The organism is Megasphaera stantonii, assembly GCF_025567065.1.
GTDB lineage: Bacteria > Bacillota > Negativicutes > Veillonellales > Megasphaeraceae > Megasphaera > Megasphaera stantonii.
Genome location: NZ_JAOQKD010000016.1, coordinates 12,005 through 27,735, shown reverse-complemented (window position 1 = coordinate 27,735; position 15,731 = coordinate 12,005). Strand labels below are relative to the sequence as shown.

The following is a 15,731-nucleotide window of genomic DNA, read 5'->3' as shown; positions in this document are numbered from 1 at the left end:
ATGAAAGGGCGCGCGGCAGCGCTGCGGACGGCTCTTGCCGGTTGTTGTATTATCCTGTTGGCGGCGTGCCTTCTCTTTGCGGCAGGCTGCGGGCGGGGAGCGGGCGCAGAGGCGGAGCAGCTGCAAGTCCATTTCCTCGACGTCGGCCAGGCCGACGCGGCCTTGCTGCAGTACAAGGGACAGCATATGCTCGTCGATACGGGAGACGTAGACGGCAGGCCGGCTTTGGTACAGAGGCTCAAGGAAAAGGGCGTTCATACGCTGGACGTCGTGCTGATAAGCCATCCGAACGGCGATCACCTGGGCGGCATGGCCGCCTTGTTCGATCAGTTTCACATAAAACAAATATACGATAACGGGCAAGAGTCCCGAACGGCTATGTATAAAAATTACGTAAAAAACATCGTGCGTAAGAAGATTTCCTATAAAGCCTTAAAGAGGGGAGATAGGGTTACCTTTGCCGACGACGTCGTGTGCCATGTCCTTTGGCCGTCGGCAGAAGGAGCGGCAGCGATGACTGCGGCGGAAAGCGGCCGGACTAATAACCAGTCCGTTGTCTGCAAGATAGCCTTCGGCAGCTTTTCCGTCTTATTTACGGGGGACGCGCAGCGGGAAGCAGAGGAACAGATTCTCCGCCATGTCCGGCGAAACGACCTGAAGGCGACGGTGCTCAAGGCCGGCCATCATGGCAGCAGGACCTCTTCCAGCCCGGCGTTTATAGAGGCCGTGAGGCCGGAAGCTGTCGTCGTTTCCTGCGGCGCCGGCAATTCCTACGGATTTCCCCATACAGACGTTTTGGCGGCGCTTAAAAAGCAAAAGGCGGACGTATACCGGACGGACCGGGACGGCGCCATATCTGTCGTCAGCGACGGCCGGGGATATACCGTGACAAAGGAGCGATAATATGAAGACGCTTATCGGCAGCGTCGACCGCGTTACCGGGACGACGGCCTATATCATACTGAACGACGATGAGCATGTCCTGCAGATTCCGGCAGAACTGCTGCCGGACGGCGCAGCAGAGGGCATGGCCTATACGATCACCATCGAGCGCAACGGCGCGGAAGAACGGCGGCTGCGCGACGACATCGCGGCGCTGCGGAAGGCCTTGAAGGATTAGCGAAAATACGAATAGGAATTTTGCCACAAAAAGATATTATCCGGCAGCGACATGTGATATAATAAACAGGTCAATTTTTTCAAAGGAGAGATATACGTGATGAAGAAACTTTTTATACTTCCGCTCCTGATGCTCCTGTGCCTGATTCCCATGCTGCCGGCGCAGGCTGCTTCTAAGGCGGAAATCACCAGCGTCCGCACGGCGACCCGCAACGACGCCAATGTTCCTTTTGTACGAACCGTATTGGAATTGGACAGCAAGGTCACGCCGCGCCTCTTTATCGATAAGGACGGGAAATATGTCACCGTGACGCTGCCGAACGCCAAGATTGCCAAAAATGTAGAAAAGAAGTACAATGCGGACCGCAACGTCGTGTCCCGCATCAGCTTGTCTCAGCGTTCGTCCGGTACAGATGTCAACATCAAGGTCCCCCGGGCCGTGACCAAGAGCGACGTCAACGTCTTTACCCTGCCGGGAACGGACAAGGCTAAAAAGGAATGCCGCGTCGTCATCGACGTCAACGACAAATCGGGCAAGGTCAAGCAGTGGATGCACTGGAACGACGCTAAGATCGGCATTGACAATACGTCCCTCAGCTCGACCTACTCCGTCAAGGTGCCGTCGTACAGCAGCAGCCGTTCGTACAAGCTGACCAAGGGCTTAAAGGATAAGGTTATCTGCATCGATCCGGGCCACGGCGGTACCGATGTCGGCGCGATCGGCAAGATATCCCAGGAAAAAAATATCACCCTGGCGATTTCTAAGAAGATCGCCGATTTGCTGAATGATGCCGGTGCGAAGGTCATCATGACCCGCACGACAGACGTCGACGTATATGCCCCGTACGATGCCGCAGCAGAAGAACTGCAGGCCCGCTGCAATATCGCCAACGCGGCGAAGGCCGACGCTTTTGTATCGGTTCACATCGACTCCTTCTCTTCGGCCGACGCCCGCGGCGTGACGGCGTATTACAACAGCAAGACGCCTCATGATTACAGCCTAGCCAAGTACATCCACAACCAGAACATGCAGGCGACGGAATTCCCCGACAGAGGCACGCGGACGGCTAATTTCTACGTGCTGCTCCACACCAATATGCCGGCCGTCCTTTTGGAATTGGGCTTCATTTCCAACCCGACGGAAGAACGGGCCCTCAATTCGGAAAAGCAGCAGCAGAATTTTGCCGAAAGCATCGTTAAAGGGCTGGCCGATTATTTTAACCATAACGGCAGATAAAGTGGTCTGAAAGAAATAGCTGTAAATCTTGAAAATTTCTATTGACAGTTTACCGGCTGTCATGTATACTAGAAAAGTCGTAGCATAAGTGGCTAGGATAAGCCGCATGGAGAGGCTCGTAAGTCCCTGCAAAGGGCGCCGTATTCAGCGAGTATATGTATGAGGAGGTGTCACTCATGTACGCTATTATTAAAACGGGCGGAAAACAGTATCGCGTTCAGGAAGGCGACAGCATTTTTGTCGAAAAACTGGCTGCTGATGTTGATTCCGAAGTAGTATTTGACCAGGTTTTGGCAGTCGTAAACGACGGAGACGTTAAAGTAGGCGCTCCCGTAGTTGAAGGCGCTAAAGTTACTGCGAAAGTATTGGAACAGGGCAAACAGAAGAAAATCCGTATTTTCAAATACAAAGCTAAATCCAACTACCGTCGCCGTATGGGTCATCGTCAGCCTTACACAAAGGTTACGATTGAAAAAATCGAAGGCTAATGATTACGATTACATTGCAGCGTGATAAGGAGAAGCGCATTACGGGGTTCGATATATCCGGTCATGCCGGGTACGGCGAAGCCGGAAGCGATATCGTATGTGCGGCCGTATCGGCACTGGCACAGTCGGCATTATTGGGTCTGCTTGACTACGATGCTCAGCACGTGCAGTACGACGTAGGAGAAGGCTCTTTATCCGTTCATGTGATGAAAGACGGCGTCGCGTCGCAGGCCATCCTGCGCGCGATGGAATTAGGCTTAACAGAAATAAGCAAGCAATACAGCGAGTATGTAATACTCCATTCATAGACGTCAGGAGGTGGACGGGATGTTCAATTTTAATTTGCAGCTGTTCGCTCACAAAAAAGGTACCGGCTCCACGCGTAACGGTCGTGACAGCGAATCCAAACGCCTTGGCGTAAAATGCCATGACGGCGTTCTCGTAAAAGCCGGCAACATTATCGTTCGTCAGCGCGGCACGCATTTCCATCCGGGCACTAACGTAGGTATCGGCAAAGACGATACGTTATTTGCTACGGCTGCCGGCAAAGTCGCTTTCGAACGCTCCGGCAAGTACAACCGTAAGGTAAGCGTATACCCGGTTGAAGCTGAAGCTTAAGTATGAGTATAAAAAATCCTGCAGCATGGCTGCGGGATTTTTTTGTATTCTGAACCTGTTATGATACGCAGTAATTGAATGATCAGGAGGAACAGTATGCGCATATATGTAAATGGAGAAGAACGAAATCTGCATGTGTACGACAAAATTGCCGGCGTAGATTACGCCAAAAACGTCATCTGTGCCCAAGACCGTCTGGATACGGACGACTTCGGCGCGTTTACGATGACTGAGGAAGAATTTGAATACTGGCGCAAGCTTCTCGTCACCTTGCAGGATTCGGAAGATATCCGCTTTGCCATTAAGGATCTGGTCGATGAAGAAGAATTAAGCGACTATGTTTACGAAGAAACGAAATACGTCACCCAGACGCAGCAAATTATTGAAGTAGAAAACTTGAGCCTTAAAGAGCTGCAGAAGGCCCTGACGGAAAAAAATACGGCTTGGCTGAAGGAAAACGGCTTCGTCAAGACCTTGGAAAAATAAATATTTTTGCAATGATGCTGCTGGCATGTTGATGCTGCGCTGCGTTGTCCGTGCGCATTACCGCGTTGACGTGACCATTGAGGCTATGGAAGGAATATGCCTGGGTGGATTGGATTGCCGTAGAATAAGCGTCAAGGAACGAGACTGTTGCATGAAGAATCATCTTCTTCGTGTGACAGTCTTTTTAATACGTGATAGAGATCTATAATACGAATGTATTTGATGCGATCATATTGGCTGGAATCTGAATGCAAAACGCATGAGAATATTCTTTTAGCATAGTGCTGTCAAGGAATCGAGGGTCAGAATAAAGACGTCTCATATTTGGCGGCAGCTTTGTTATATAAGTTTGTAAAAGTTGTCACGAATGTGTCAATAAAAAAGAAATTAATATTATTCAACACAGAAGCTGCTGATAGCATGACACAGGTAAATAGTCTAATGCAGTATTATCGTATCGTTATATATTTTGATTTACATATATTATAAACTGTATTGTCGTATATGAACAACGAGCGCCTATGACTGCAAATGGCTATACTAAGCCGTTTTTAGCTTTCATTTGGTTTCTGACGCTTCACGGCGTTACGCGTAACGTCTTCTTTTCTTTTTCTCTTTCTTTTTATATTTTTTTCTGTCTTATTTTTTAATTGGGCCTATTTTCTTTTTTTGATGAATCGTTTTTGCTTTGTGTTTTATGCAAGTTTGGCAATAAGGGAAATAAATTCGGCCCTTCATGTCCCTTACTACTATAGAGAGATGCGAAGGGAGAGGTGCGGACATGAAAGGGCTGCGATGGTTTCAGACGAAGGTTGGGGTGTTTCAGGACCCGCGGATGATGTATTTGCTGAATCAGCCTCATGGCGATTCGTATTTCGTCATTTGGTTTTATATCAAGGATTTGGCCGGCATGATCAACGACGACGGTTACATATACGTATCGGAGAGACAGGCTATGCCGACGGAGCTGCTGGCTCGTCAGCTGCGCTGCCGCAAGGCTTTTGTGGAACGGGTGCTGGACGTGTTTGAGCAGATTGACCTCATCAGCCGCGATGAAACGGGGCTGATGCGCATCGTGCCCTGGGATGAAATCCAGAGCTTTTCCCGCGACGAGAAGAAGCGCAGCGACGCCCGGGACCGCATGAGACGGTATCGCCAGCGGCAGCGGGAGGGACAGGCGAAGGCAGCAGCTGGTGCTTCCCATAATGAAATGGCTGGCTGTATGCCCGACGAGAGAATTCGGAGCGTCAATGGACAGGCCTGTAAAACGGGATATACCGCACCGTGTGGTAAGATTGAATTAGAATGCGTTCAGCATGATGAACAGGTTGGGGCTATGCTTGACGAGAAAATGCAGAGTATCAACGAACTAATTCCTGAAACGGAACCTGCTGCATCGTACGGCGGGACTGTTGTGGATTATCCCCGAAATGGCATGAAGGCTGTCGATGTGCCCGATAAGAAAAGGTTGCGTGTCAATGGCCAGACACATCAAACGGAATATGCCGCGCCGTCTGGCAAGGCTGAATGGGAATGTGTTCATTATGGTGAACAGGTTGGTGTTCTGCTTGACGCGAAAGTACAGGGCGTCGATAAGCCAATACCTGAAAGGGAATATGCTGCATCGTACGGCGAGGCTGTTATGGGTTGCCCACGAAACAGCGAGAAGGATGCTGCTGGGCCCGATGAGAAAGTACAGAGCGCCAATGGACAGACACATAAAGTGAAATGTGCCGTGGCGAACGATGGGGTTATCTTGACCTGCACACAGCTTTCCGAAAGGCAGGAACTCGCGGCGTATGAGAGGGACGACATAGACGGAATACAGGGGGAGGAAGGGGCCGAAGGAATAGCGTATGTAACTGAAGACAGGGCATATGCGCCAGGGGCAGGTTCTGCCGCAGACCGTTTCGACGAGGGGCGGGATACCTGCGGCGATAGGGAGGAGCCTTCGTTTCTGCCGGGCGGCAAGGCCCTCCTGTATTACGAAGCCTTATTCGGCAAGGCCGACGGGCAGACCGTAGAGGCCTTGCAGGGGTTGGCGCGGCGCTGGGGAGAAGAAGCTGTCTGCCGGGCCATTTGCATTGCTTTGAAGAAGGGCGCGTCCAGCGTTCAGTATATCCATGCCGTATTGGTTCACAGCAAGGGTAGTCCCCGCCATGATACGGCGCCCAGTCCATACGAGACCGAAAGGTCTATGCCTTCCGGCCGGGGCGGGCTCCGCCATATCAGTGACATGAGCTGGGGCAGCCCGGACGTCAGCTTAGGTGAAGGCATTTGTCCCGTGTACGACGCGCTGCCGTAGACCTGGCGGCGCAGGCAAACATCCGTAAAGAACGGGCCGCAGATTCAGGTTAGCAAGGCGTCTTCAAATTAATAAAATATGCTCTGGCAGCGCGGGATACGGGTTGAAGACGGCACTGGCGAGGAAATCTTATTATGCAGAAATAAAAGAAGTCATAGCGGCGCTGCTGTGACAGTACCGTTGCCGCTTTATGGCGTTCTGTGACACAGCCCATAGTGCCAAATACTGGCGTGATGGGGAGACATATAAGCATAGCAACGCAGCCGTACCCGTATATTCTGAATGAGATACCGATACAGCAAGGCAGCTATCGGAATGATTCCTGTCAAAAATACTTGCAAAAGCGCTGCTCTTTTGTGCTGGTGCAAAATAATTGTGGAAATTTACTGTACAAATGTGATGAAAATATAAAATGAACCGGGTCCATGCTGCCGGAAGCCGAACAGAAGCTGCAGTATCGTCCATGCCGGAAGGCGCGTATTCGAGAAGGGCCAGAGTATGTGATTTATCATACATATTTACAGCAACTTGGTACGGTCATCTCGTTAAAATAGGATGATTTTATGCCGTTCATATGGTATAATATCCTATTGTAAATACGTATTAAAATTTTTCTGCGAGGAGTGTCTGTATGAAAATCAGTGCTGAAGAAATAAAGAAAATTGCACTGTTGTCCCGCTTGGAAATCAAGGAAGACCAGATTGACGCTGTCGGGAAACAGCTGAACGACATTTTATCGTATATGGATCTCATGAGTCAGGTAGATATTACAGATGTACAGCCGACGGCTCATGCCGTATCCATGTCCAATGTCATGCGCGACGATGTGCCCCATACGTCCCTGCCAAATGATAAAGCGCTGCAAAACGCGCCGGAACCGGAAGACGGCTATTTCAAAGTGCCGAAGGTCATTCAGGATTAAGGAGGGATATTGTGGTAACGATACATGGATTACACGACAAGCTCGTCAAGGGCGAATTATCCGCTGTTGAATTGACGAAAGCCTATATTGCCCGCAAAGACGCCGTAGAACCGCAGGTTCAGGCTTTTTTGTCGGATAACCGCGAATTTGCGCTGGAAGCGGCTGCTGCCGTCGATAAAAAGATCGCTGCCGGTGAAGCCATTGCCGATTTGGCCGGCGTTCCCGGGGCTATTAAAGATAACATCTGCATTAAAGGGCAGTACGCTACGTGCGCGTCCAAGATGCTGAAACATTTCAAATCGCCGTACAATGCGACGGTTATTGAAAAGCTGATGGATGTCGATTACGTCAGCCTGGGCAAGACCAACATGGATGAATTTGCCATGGGCAGCTCGACGGAAAACTCGGCCTTCCAGATTACGCATAACCCCTGGGGACTGGATTATGTTCCCGGCGGCTCGTCGGGCGGTTCGGCCGCTGCCGTCGCTGCCGGCGAATGCGTATGGTCTCTCGGCTCCGATACGGGCGGCTCTGTCCGCCAGCCTGCGGCGTACTGCGGCGTCGTCGGCCTCAAACCGACGTACGGCCTCATTTCCCGCTACGGCCTCATCGCCTTTGCGTCGTCCCTCGACCAGATCGGTACCTTTACGAACGACGTAGAAGACTGCGCCATCGTATTGAATGCCGTCGCCGGTCACGACGCGAAAGACTCGACGTCTATTCCGCAGGCCAGGAAGGACTACAAGCAGGCCTTGGTCAACGACGTCAAGGGCATGAAGATCGGCATTCCCGAAGAGTTCTTCGGTGAAGGTCTCGACGCCGAATGCCGCAAGGCCTTGGACGAAGCCATTGAAACGTACAAGAAATTAGGCGCGGAAATCGTGCCGGTCAGCATGCCTCACGTAAAATACGGCATCGCCGCCTACTACATCATCGCGCCGGCCGAAGCCAGCTCCAACCTGGCCCGGTACGACGGCGTCGGCTTTGGCCTGCGCGTCGAAGGCAAGGACATCGTCGATATGTATATCAAGACCCGTTCCGAAGGCTTCGGCCCGGAAGTACAGCGCCGCATCCTTCTCGGCACGTACGTCCTGAGCTCCGGCTATTACGACGCCTACTATCTGCGGGCGATGAAGGTCCGCACGCTTATCAAGCATGATTACGACGAAGCGCTGAAGCAATGCGACGTCCTCCTGACGCCGACGGCTCCGGACACGGCCTTCAAGATCGGCCAGAACAGCGGCAATCCGCTGGCCATGTACTTAGGCGACGTCTGCACCGTTACGCTGAACCTGGCAGGACTTCCGGGGCTTAGCATTCCCTGCGGCTACAAGAACGGCCTGCCTATCGGCATGCAGCTCATCGGCAAGGCTCTCGATGAAGAAACGCTGCTTCGTGCAGCCTACACCTTTGAACAGAATAGAACGGACTTGCGCAAGCCGTTGCCTATGGGGGAGGTTGAATTATAATGAAATACGAATCCGTTATCGGCTTGGAAGTCCACGTCGAACTGAAAACGAAGACAAAGATTTTCTGCGGCTGCAGCACTGAATTCGGCGCCGAACCGAATACCCACGTCTGCCCGGTCTGCCTGGGCCTGCCCGGCGTGTTGCCTGTCCTCAATAAGGAAGTGCTCCACTTTGCCGTCAAAGCAGGGCTGGCGCTGCACTGCGACATTTTGCCGTACAGCAAATTTGACCGCAAAAACTACTACTATCCCGATTTGCCGAAAAACTTCCAGACTTCCCAGTTTGACCTGCCTATCTGCAAGGGCGGCTACGTGGATATCGAAGTCAACGGCGAACAGCGCCGCATCCACCTGACCCGCATTCACATGGAAGAAGACGCCGGCAAGCTCGTTCACAGCGGCGGCAGCATCGACACGGCCGATTCGTCCTGCGTCGACTACAACCGCACGGGCGTGCCTCTCCTGGAAATCGTCGGCGAACCGGAGCTGCGCAGCGGCGAAGAAGCGCGGGCTTATTTGGAAAAGCTGCGTTCCATTCTCCAGTATTTAGGCGTATCGGACTGCCGCCTCGAAGAAGGCAGCATGCGCTGTGATGCCAACATCTCCGTCCGTCCTGTCGGCAGCGACAAGCTCGGCACGAAGACGGAATTGAAGAATATCAACTCCTTCAGCGGCGTGCAGAAGGGTATTGAATATGAAGCCGTCCGCCAGGCCCAGATCCTCGAAGAAGGCGGCACGATTCAGCAGTGCACCCGCGGCTGGGACGACGCCAAGGGTGTTACGTTCCTCCAGCGCGTCAAGGAAGGCGACAGCGATTACCGCTATTTCCCCGAACCGGATTTGATTCCTATCGAAGTATCGCCGGAATACATTGAAGAAGTCCGCAAGGAGCTGCCGGAAATGCCCGACGCCCGTAAGAAGCGCTTTATGGACGAACTGGGCCTGCCCGAATACGACGCCAACCTGCTGACCTTGGAAAAGCAGACGGCAGACTATTTCGAAGACGTCGTCAAATGCGGCGTCGATGCCAAGACGGCGTCGAACTGGATGCTCGGCGAATTTGCCAAGCTCCTCAATGAAAACGGCGTAGGCGCTGTCGATGCGCCCGTACAGCCGGCGGCGCTGGCCGAACTGCTCCAGCTCATCGCCAAGAACACCATTTCCGGCAAAATCGCCAAGAAGGTACTGCCTGAAATGTGGAAATCCGGCAAGTCGGCCAATGACGTCGTAAAAGAACAGGGCCTCGTACAGATTACCGATACGGGCGCACTGGAAGAACTGGTCAAGAAGATCATCGAAGCCAATCCGCAGTCCGTTGCCGACTACAAGGCCGGCAAGAAGAAGGCTATCGGCTTCCTCGTCGGCCAGATCATGAAGGAAACGAAGGGCCGGGCCAACCCCGGCGTCGTCAACGAGCTCTTGACGAAAAATTTGCAATAATGTAAATACCGAGTACGAATAGAAAAACCGCTTATGCCGCAATTCAACATAAGCGGTTTTTCCTGTAGGCAGGAGATTATGATGAATATTACAGAAATTAAAGGGAACAGAGATGCCTATATCGAGGCCTTGACGGAGCTGTGGGAACGGTCGGTCAAGGCGACGCATGATTTTTTATCGGCCGACGAAATCGAGGCCATTAAGAAGTACGTGCCGCAGGCTCTGGGCGGCGTGCCCGTATTAGTCGCGGCTTGCAGCGAGCAGCAGGTCATGACGGCCTTCCTGGGATTGGACGGCGGCCGTATCGAAATGCTCTTCGTCTCGCCGGAAGAACGAGGGAAGGGAATCGGAAAAGCCTTGATCCAGCAGGCCGTGGAACGATACGGCGCCTGTGAAGTAACGGTAAACGAGCAAAATCCCCAGGCCGTCGGCTTTTACGAGCACATGGGCTTTACGGTGTATAAGCGGTCAGATTTGGACGAACAGGGCAATCCCTATCCGCTGCTGTACATGAAGCTGCCGAGATAGCGTATCTGTAACGTATAAAACCTCTGCCGTCATGCGGAACGAACGCATAAGACGGCAGAGGTTTTATTTTGCAGCGTATGTAAAATTATAATAAGATGTATTTTCCAATAAAGATGACCGCCAGAATGTACATGAGCAGGCTGATTTTTTCCCGTTTGCCCGTCAGGACGTTGAGGATGACGTAGGAAATGACGCCGAAGGAAATGCCTTCGGAAATGCTGTAGCAAAAGGGCATGGCAATGATGGTAATGTAGGCCGGAATGGCTTCGCTGAAATCGTCGAAGTCGATGCCGACGACGGAGGTCAGCATGAGGAAGCCGACGATGACCAGGGCCGGCGCGGTGGCGAAGGCCGGGATGGCCATGAAGATGGGCGACAGGAACAGGGACAAGGCGAAGAAGACGGCGACGAATACGGCTGTCAGGCCCGTGCGGCCTCCTTCACTGACGCCGGTAGCGCTTTCGACGAAAGTCGTCGTCGTGCTGGTACCGAGGACGGCGCCGAAGGTCGTGGCGACGGCGTCGGCCATGAGGGCTCCCTTAATGCGGGGCAGCTTGCCGTCGGCGTCGAGCATGTTGGCCTTAGAGGAAACGCCGATGAGTGTGCCCAAGGTGTCGAAGATGTCGACGAATAAGAAGGCGAACATGACGATGAGAAAATCGACGGACCAGAGGCGGCTGAAATCGAGATGCCCGAAGATCGGGGCGATGCTGGCCGGAGCAAAGGCCGCCGCGCCGGCAGATACGTCGGGAATGACGCTGTACATGTGCAGCTCCGGATTGGGGACGTACAGGCCGGTCAGTTCGCAGAGAACTGCCAGTATCCACGTAAACAGGATGCCCCAGAGGACGTTGCCGCGGACGTGGCGGATCATGAGGAAGGCCGTAAACAAGATGCCCAGCATGGCCAGCAGTACCGTAATGCCTACGGTGTGGAAGGTGCCGTCGGCGACGGCCTGCTTAAAGGAAAAGAGGGAAATCTTCGTAGCCGGGTTGGCGACGATGATTTGGGCGTTGAACAGGCCGATGAGGGCGATAAACAAACCGATGCCGGCGGACACTGCCTTTTTCAGGGTCATCGGTATGGCGTTGAAGATGGCTTCGCGGACGTTTGTCAAGGATAGGACGATAAAAATGACGCCTTCTACAAAGACGGCGGCCAGGGCCATTTCCCAAGTATAGCCCATCTGCAGGACTACGGTATAGGCAAAAAAGGCGTTCAGGCCCATGCCGGGAGCCAGGGCGAAAGGATAGTTGGCAAAGAAGGCCATGCACAGCGTGCCGATGAGGGACGCCAAGGCCGTCGCCGTTAGGACGGCGCCCTTATCCATGCCGGCGGCGCTCAGAATCGTCGGGTTGACGGCCAGAATATAGGCCATGGTCATGAAGGTCGTAATGCCGGCGATGAGCTCGGTTCTTACAGTCGTGCCGTTTTGCGTCAAATGAAACATACGGTCGAGGAAGTTCATAATGCACCCCTTTTGTGAATTTATAAAAATAAAATAAAAACATGGGTATGATTATATCCTTTTCAGGTCGAAATAGCAATGAAAAGGGTAAAAATATTTTTTATAGTCATATAAATTTGTCGTATAGAAGATGTTTTTCGGCAAGATGCTTTGGCTTCCCCGCAGCGGGTATGGTACAATATGAGTACCTATAATTGGCAAACAAAGGAGAGTTACTTACGGCTTCTGCATATAAAGACTTGTTGAAACGAAGAATTGAAGCGGCCCAGGGGATCATTCCCTGCGACTTGGTTCTTAAACACTGCCGTATTGTCGACGTGTATACCCAGTCCATACGGGAAGGGGACATCGCCATCATAGACGGCGTCCTCGCCGGTATCGGCGGTTCCTACGAAGGACGGCGCGTCGTCGACGCCGGAAGGCGGTATGCCGCGCCGGGCCTCATCGACAGCCATATCCACATCGAGTCGTCCTACGTCAGCCCGGAGGAGTTCGGCCGCCTCGTCGTACCCAGGGGAACGACGACGATTATTGCCGACCCTCATGAAATCGCCAATGTCTGCGGGCTGGCCGGACTGCAGTATATGGCCGAAGCGGCGGAGCAGACCGTGTTGGACATCCAATTCATGGCTCCGTCCTGCGTGCCTGCGACGGCCTTTGACCACAGCGGCGCCGTCATCGGCGCGGAAGAGCTGGCCCGGGCCCTGCAGGATCGGCACATATTGGGCGTAGGGGAATTTATGAACTATCCCGGCGTTACGGCGGCCCAGGACGACGTACTGGACAAGTTAGCGGCAGCCCATGAAGCGGGCAAGCTCGTCGACGGACACAGCCCGGGCCTTCATGGCGGCGGGCTGCAGGCCTATGCCGCTGCCGGAATTCGGACGGACCATGAATGCTCCACTGCCGAGGAAGCGTTGGAACGCATTTCTCTCGGCATGTACGTCCTCCTGCGCAACGGCTCGGCCTGCCGCGATTTGCCGAATCTCATCGGAGCCGTCACGCTTCTGCCGACAAGCTGCGCATGACCTTGCGCTCGCCGTCGGTCCATACGATAGATATTATCCCCGGCAGCGTCGTGACTCGCAAAGGGACGGCGACAGTAGCCGTCGATGAAAGGGGCGATTTCGTATATGATGCCGCCGCTGATATCGTCAAGGTCGCCGTCGTCGAACGCCATCACGGCACGGGCAATGTCGGCCTCGGCCTGCTGCGGGGCTACGGGCTGACGAAGGGGGCCGTGGCCGTATCCATTGCCCACGATTCTCACAACATCATCGTCGCCGGCGCGAACAACGGCGACATGGCGGCGGCCGTCGAAGCCGTCGCGGCCCAGGAAGGAGGCATTGCCGTCGTGCTGGACGGAGCCGTCATCGCCTCTATGCCCCTACCCATTGCCGGCCTCATGAGCAATCGGGACGGCCATTGGGTAGAAGAGCAGGCCGAAGAAATCTACGCAGCCGGCCACGAAGCGCTGGGCATCCACGAGGATGTGGACGTCGTCATGACCTTGTGCTTTATGTCCCTGCCGGTTATCCCGCAGATTAAGCTTTTAGATACGGGCTTGTTCGATGTAGACGCCTTTGATTTTATGAATATTGAAGCTGACTAAAGGGCAGCAGGAAGGCAGGGAATATGATTATCAGCGTCAGCCGGCGGACTGATATACCGGCCTATTATTCTCCTTGGTTTTGGAACCGCCTCCGGGACGGCTATGTACTGGTGCGACAGCCTGTGAATGAACGGCGCGTCAGCCGCATTGTCCTGCATTCTGACGTCGTCGACGGCTTTGTCTTCTGGACGAAGAATCCCGCGCCTATGCTGCCGAGGCTGGGCGAGTTGGAAGAGTACGCCTATTATTTCCAGTACACCCTGACGGCATACGGCAGCGATGTGGAACCGGGGATTCCGTCGAAGCGGGAGTGCCTTATTCCGGCTTTTCAAGAGCTGTCGCGCCGCATCGGGCCGGAGCGGGTCATTTGGCGGTACGACCCTGTATTTCTCAGTTCTAAATATACGGAAGCGTATCATGTACGGTATTTTGCCGAGCTGGCAGCGCAGCTGGCGCCGTATACGAGGCGGTGCGTCATTAGCTTTCTTGATTACTATCCCCAGATCAGCCGTCCTATGGCAGCCTTGGGTCTAAAGCCCTTTCCGGCTGCGCAGAAACGGCGGCTGGCCCGGGCCTTGGCGGCGATTTGCCGGGCACACGGCCTGCAGATGGAAACGTGTGCCGAAGACCTGGACCTGGCTGAATACGGAATTTCTCATGGTCACTGCATCGACAAGACCTTGTTTGAACAGCTTTTGAAACAGCCCTTGCTGGTCAAGCGAGATGCGAACCAGCGGCCGGCCTGCGGCTGTGCGGAAAGTATCGACATCGGTGCCTACCGTACATGCCGAGGCGGCTGCCGGTACTGCTATGCCGGCGGCGCAAATCGAGAAGTCAGCAGAATCCATGACCCGGCGTCGCCTTTGTTGGGCGGGTATGTGCGGCCCGAAGACGAGGTGTATGACCGGTATATAGCGTCATGCCGGTCGCCTCAGATGGTACTGGATTTTTGATTGCTTTGTAATGCTGTGGGATATAACAAAAAAATGGATTCAGCGCGAGGAGCTGAATCCATTTTTTATCGCTTATTTATCGAATTTTTTGCCTGTCAGCATTTCATAGGCTTCTTCGTATTTTTCAATTGTCTTGTCGATGACGTCCTGCGGCAGGAGGAAATCGCTGTCCGGGTTGGCTTTGAGCCAGTCGCGGACGAACTGCTTGTCATAGGACGGCTGGGACTGGCCGGGCTTGTAGCCTTCGAGGGGCCAGAAGCGGGAGCTGTCCGGCGTGAGCATTTCGTCGCCTAATACGATGTTGCCTTCTTCGTCGAGGCCGAATTCAAACTTCGTATCGGCAATGATGATGCCGCGGGACAAGGCGTAATCGGCGCATTTCTTGTACAGGGCGAGGGTGTAGTCGCGGATTTTTTCGGCGTATTCCATGCCCTTGCCGGGGAAGGTCTTGTCGAGGACGGCTGCGCCCTGTTCGAGGGAGACGTTTTCGTCGTGGTCGCCTAATTCGGCTTTCGTGCTCGGCGTGAAGATCGGTTCGGGAAGCTTCTGCGATTCCTGCAGGCCTTCGGGAAGCTGAATGCCGCAGATCGTGCCGTTTTCCTTATAGCTTTCCCAGCCGCTGCCGGTGATGTAGCCGCGGACGATGCATTCCATGGGGATCATGGTCAGCTTTTTGCATTTCATGCTGTTGCCGAGGAACTGTTCCTGCTGGAAGAATTCGGGCATGTCGGCGTTGTCGACGGAGATCATGTGGTTCGGAATAATATCTTTCGTCAAATCAAACCAGAATTTGGACATCTGCGTGAGGATGGCGCCTTTTTTCGTAATCTGGTTTTTCAGGATGTGGTCGAATGCGGAAATGCGATCGGTCGCAACCATGATGATGCTGTCGCCGGCATCGTATACTTCGCGGACTTTACCTGATTTGAACGGTTTGTATTCTTTCATGTTCTGGCCTCCAATATATTTAAAACTATATCCATGATGAATGTACTTATCATATCACAAAATGTAAGACGATGGAATAGGATTGCTCGTTTTTGACCGAAATAACCAGCCGGCGGCGGAGAATGACGGAGAAATATTA

General features: G+C 53.3%; 17 protein-coding genes. 15 read left to right on the top strand and 2 right to left on the bottom strand.

What is annotated here, in order from left to right:
- The 12 genes from OCV58_RS08790 (at position 1) to OCV58_RS08735 (ending at position 10,611) form a co-directional block, all read left to right on the top strand.
- A complete protein-coding gene (locus OCV58_RS08790) occupies positions 1 to 903 on the top strand; it encodes a ComEC/Rec2 family competence protein (RefSeq protein ID WP_154877609.1) in 903 nt (300 codons plus the stop codon).
- A 1-nt stretch (position 904) separates the two neighbouring features.
- Positions 905 to 1,120 carry a DUF3006 domain-containing protein gene (locus OCV58_RS08785; protein WP_154877608.1) on the top strand — a complete coding sequence of 72 codons (216 nt, stop codon included), beginning with the start codon at positions 905 to 907 and terminating at the stop codon, positions 1,118 to 1,120.
- 99 nt (positions 1,121 to 1,219) lie between these two features.
- Positions 1,220 to 2,356, top strand: a complete 1,137-nt coding sequence (locus tag OCV58_RS08780) for an N-acetylmuramoyl-L-alanine amidase family protein (protein WP_154877627.1) — start codon at positions 1,220 to 1,222, stop codon at positions 2,354 to 2,356.
- A gap of 176 nt (positions 2,357 to 2,532) precedes the next feature.
- Positions 2,533 to 2,844 carry a 50S ribosomal protein L21 gene (gene rplU / locus OCV58_RS08775; protein WP_087478490.1) on the top strand — a complete coding sequence of 104 codons (312 nt, stop codon included), beginning with the start codon at positions 2,533 to 2,535 and terminating at the stop codon, positions 2,842 to 2,844.
- The gene (locus tag OCV58_RS08770; protein WP_154877607.1) at positions 2,844 to 3,152 is read left to right on the top strand and encodes a ribosomal-processing cysteine protease Prp; all 309 of its coding nucleotides are present in this window, start codon (positions 2,844 to 2,846) and stop codon (positions 3,150 to 3,152) included. Before rplU ends, OCV58_RS08770 begins: the two co-directional genes overlap by 1 nt.
- 19 nt (positions 3,153 to 3,171) lie before the next feature.
- Positions 3,172 to 3,462, top strand: coding sequence for a 50S ribosomal protein L27 (gene rpmA, locus OCV58_RS08765; protein ID WP_087478492.1), 291 nt, complete (start codon positions 3,172 to 3,174; stop codon positions 3,460 to 3,462).
- A gap of 96 nt (positions 3,463 to 3,558) precedes the next feature.
- On the top strand, positions 3,559 to 3,948 hold the full coding sequence (locus OCV58_RS08760) for a hypothetical protein (RefSeq protein ID WP_087478493.1): 390 nt from the start codon (positions 3,559 to 3,561) through the stop codon (positions 3,946 to 3,948).
- A 781-nt stretch (positions 3,949 to 4,729) separates the two neighbouring features.
- Positions 4,730 to 6,253 (top strand): putative phage replisome organizer, encoded by a 1,524-nt coding sequence (locus OCV58_RS08755; protein ID WP_267312868.1) that lies wholly within the window; start codon positions 4,730 to 4,732, stop codon positions 6,251 to 6,253.
- 631 nt (positions 6,254 to 6,884) lie between these two features.
- Positions 6,885 to 7,175 carry an Asp-tRNA(Asn)/Glu-tRNA(Gln) amidotransferase subunit GatC gene (gatC, locus tag OCV58_RS08750; RefSeq protein ID WP_087478495.1) on the top strand — a complete coding sequence of 97 codons (291 nt, stop codon included), beginning with the start codon at positions 6,885 to 6,887 and terminating at the stop codon, positions 7,173 to 7,175.
- 11 nt (positions 7,176 to 7,186) lie between these two features.
- Positions 7,187 to 8,644 (top strand): Asp-tRNA(Asn)/Glu-tRNA(Gln) amidotransferase subunit GatA, encoded by a 1,458-nt coding sequence (gatA, locus tag OCV58_RS08745; RefSeq protein ID WP_095628690.1) that lies wholly within the window; start codon positions 7,187 to 7,189, stop codon positions 8,642 to 8,644.
- Complete coding sequence (gene gatB / locus OCV58_RS08740) at positions 8,644 to 10,083, top strand: Asp-tRNA(Asn)/Glu-tRNA(Gln) amidotransferase subunit GatB (RefSeq protein WP_095628691.1); 1,440 nt, start codon at positions 8,644 to 8,646, stop codon at positions 10,081 to 10,083. The genes gatA and gatB overlap by 1 nt, the downstream gene beginning before the upstream one ends.
- A gap of 78 nt (positions 10,084 to 10,161) precedes the next feature.
- The gene (locus OCV58_RS08735; RefSeq protein WP_267312867.1) at positions 10,162 to 10,611 is read left to right on the top strand and encodes an acetyltransferase; all 450 of its coding nucleotides are present in this window, start codon (positions 10,162 to 10,164) and stop codon (positions 10,609 to 10,611) included.
- 85 nt (positions 10,612 to 10,696) lie between these two features.
- Here the strand turns inward: OCV58_RS08735 and OCV58_RS08730 are convergent, their stop codons facing one another.
- A complete protein-coding gene (locus OCV58_RS08730) occupies positions 10,697 to 12,079 on the bottom strand; it encodes an NCS2 family permease (protein ID WP_154877605.1) in 1,383 nt (460 codons plus the stop codon).
- 239 nt (positions 12,080 to 12,318) lie between these two features.
- On the opposite strand from OCV58_RS08730, the gene OCV58_RS08725 reads away from it, so the two are divergent.
- The 3 genes from OCV58_RS08725 to OCV58_RS08715 are packed head-to-tail and all read left to right on the top strand — an operon-like array spanning position 12,319 to position 14,644.
- The gene (locus OCV58_RS08725; protein WP_267312866.1) at positions 12,319 to 13,107 is read left to right on the top strand and encodes an amidohydrolase family protein; all 789 of its coding nucleotides are present in this window, start codon (positions 12,319 to 12,321) and stop codon (positions 13,105 to 13,107) included.
- Positions 13,104 to 13,691 carry an adenine deaminase C-terminal domain-containing protein gene (locus OCV58_RS08720; RefSeq protein WP_267312865.1) on the top strand — a complete coding sequence of 196 codons (588 nt, stop codon included), beginning with the start codon at positions 13,104 to 13,106 and terminating at the stop codon, positions 13,689 to 13,691. Before OCV58_RS08725 ends, OCV58_RS08720 begins: the two co-directional genes overlap by 4 nt.
- Positions 13,692 to 13,714: 23 nt before the next feature.
- Positions 13,715 to 14,644, top strand: coding sequence for a DUF1848 domain-containing protein (locus OCV58_RS08715; protein WP_154877604.1), 930 nt, complete (start codon positions 13,715 to 13,717; stop codon positions 14,642 to 14,644).
- Between the two features lie 72 nt (positions 14,645 to 14,716).
- Here the strand turns inward: OCV58_RS08715 and OCV58_RS08710 are convergent, their stop codons facing one another.
- A complete protein-coding gene (locus OCV58_RS08710) occupies positions 14,717 to 15,592 on the bottom strand; it encodes a phosphoribosylaminoimidazolesuccinocarboxamide synthase (protein WP_087478501.1) in 876 nt (291 codons plus the stop codon).
- Positions 15,593 to 15,731 lie beyond the last annotated feature (139 nt).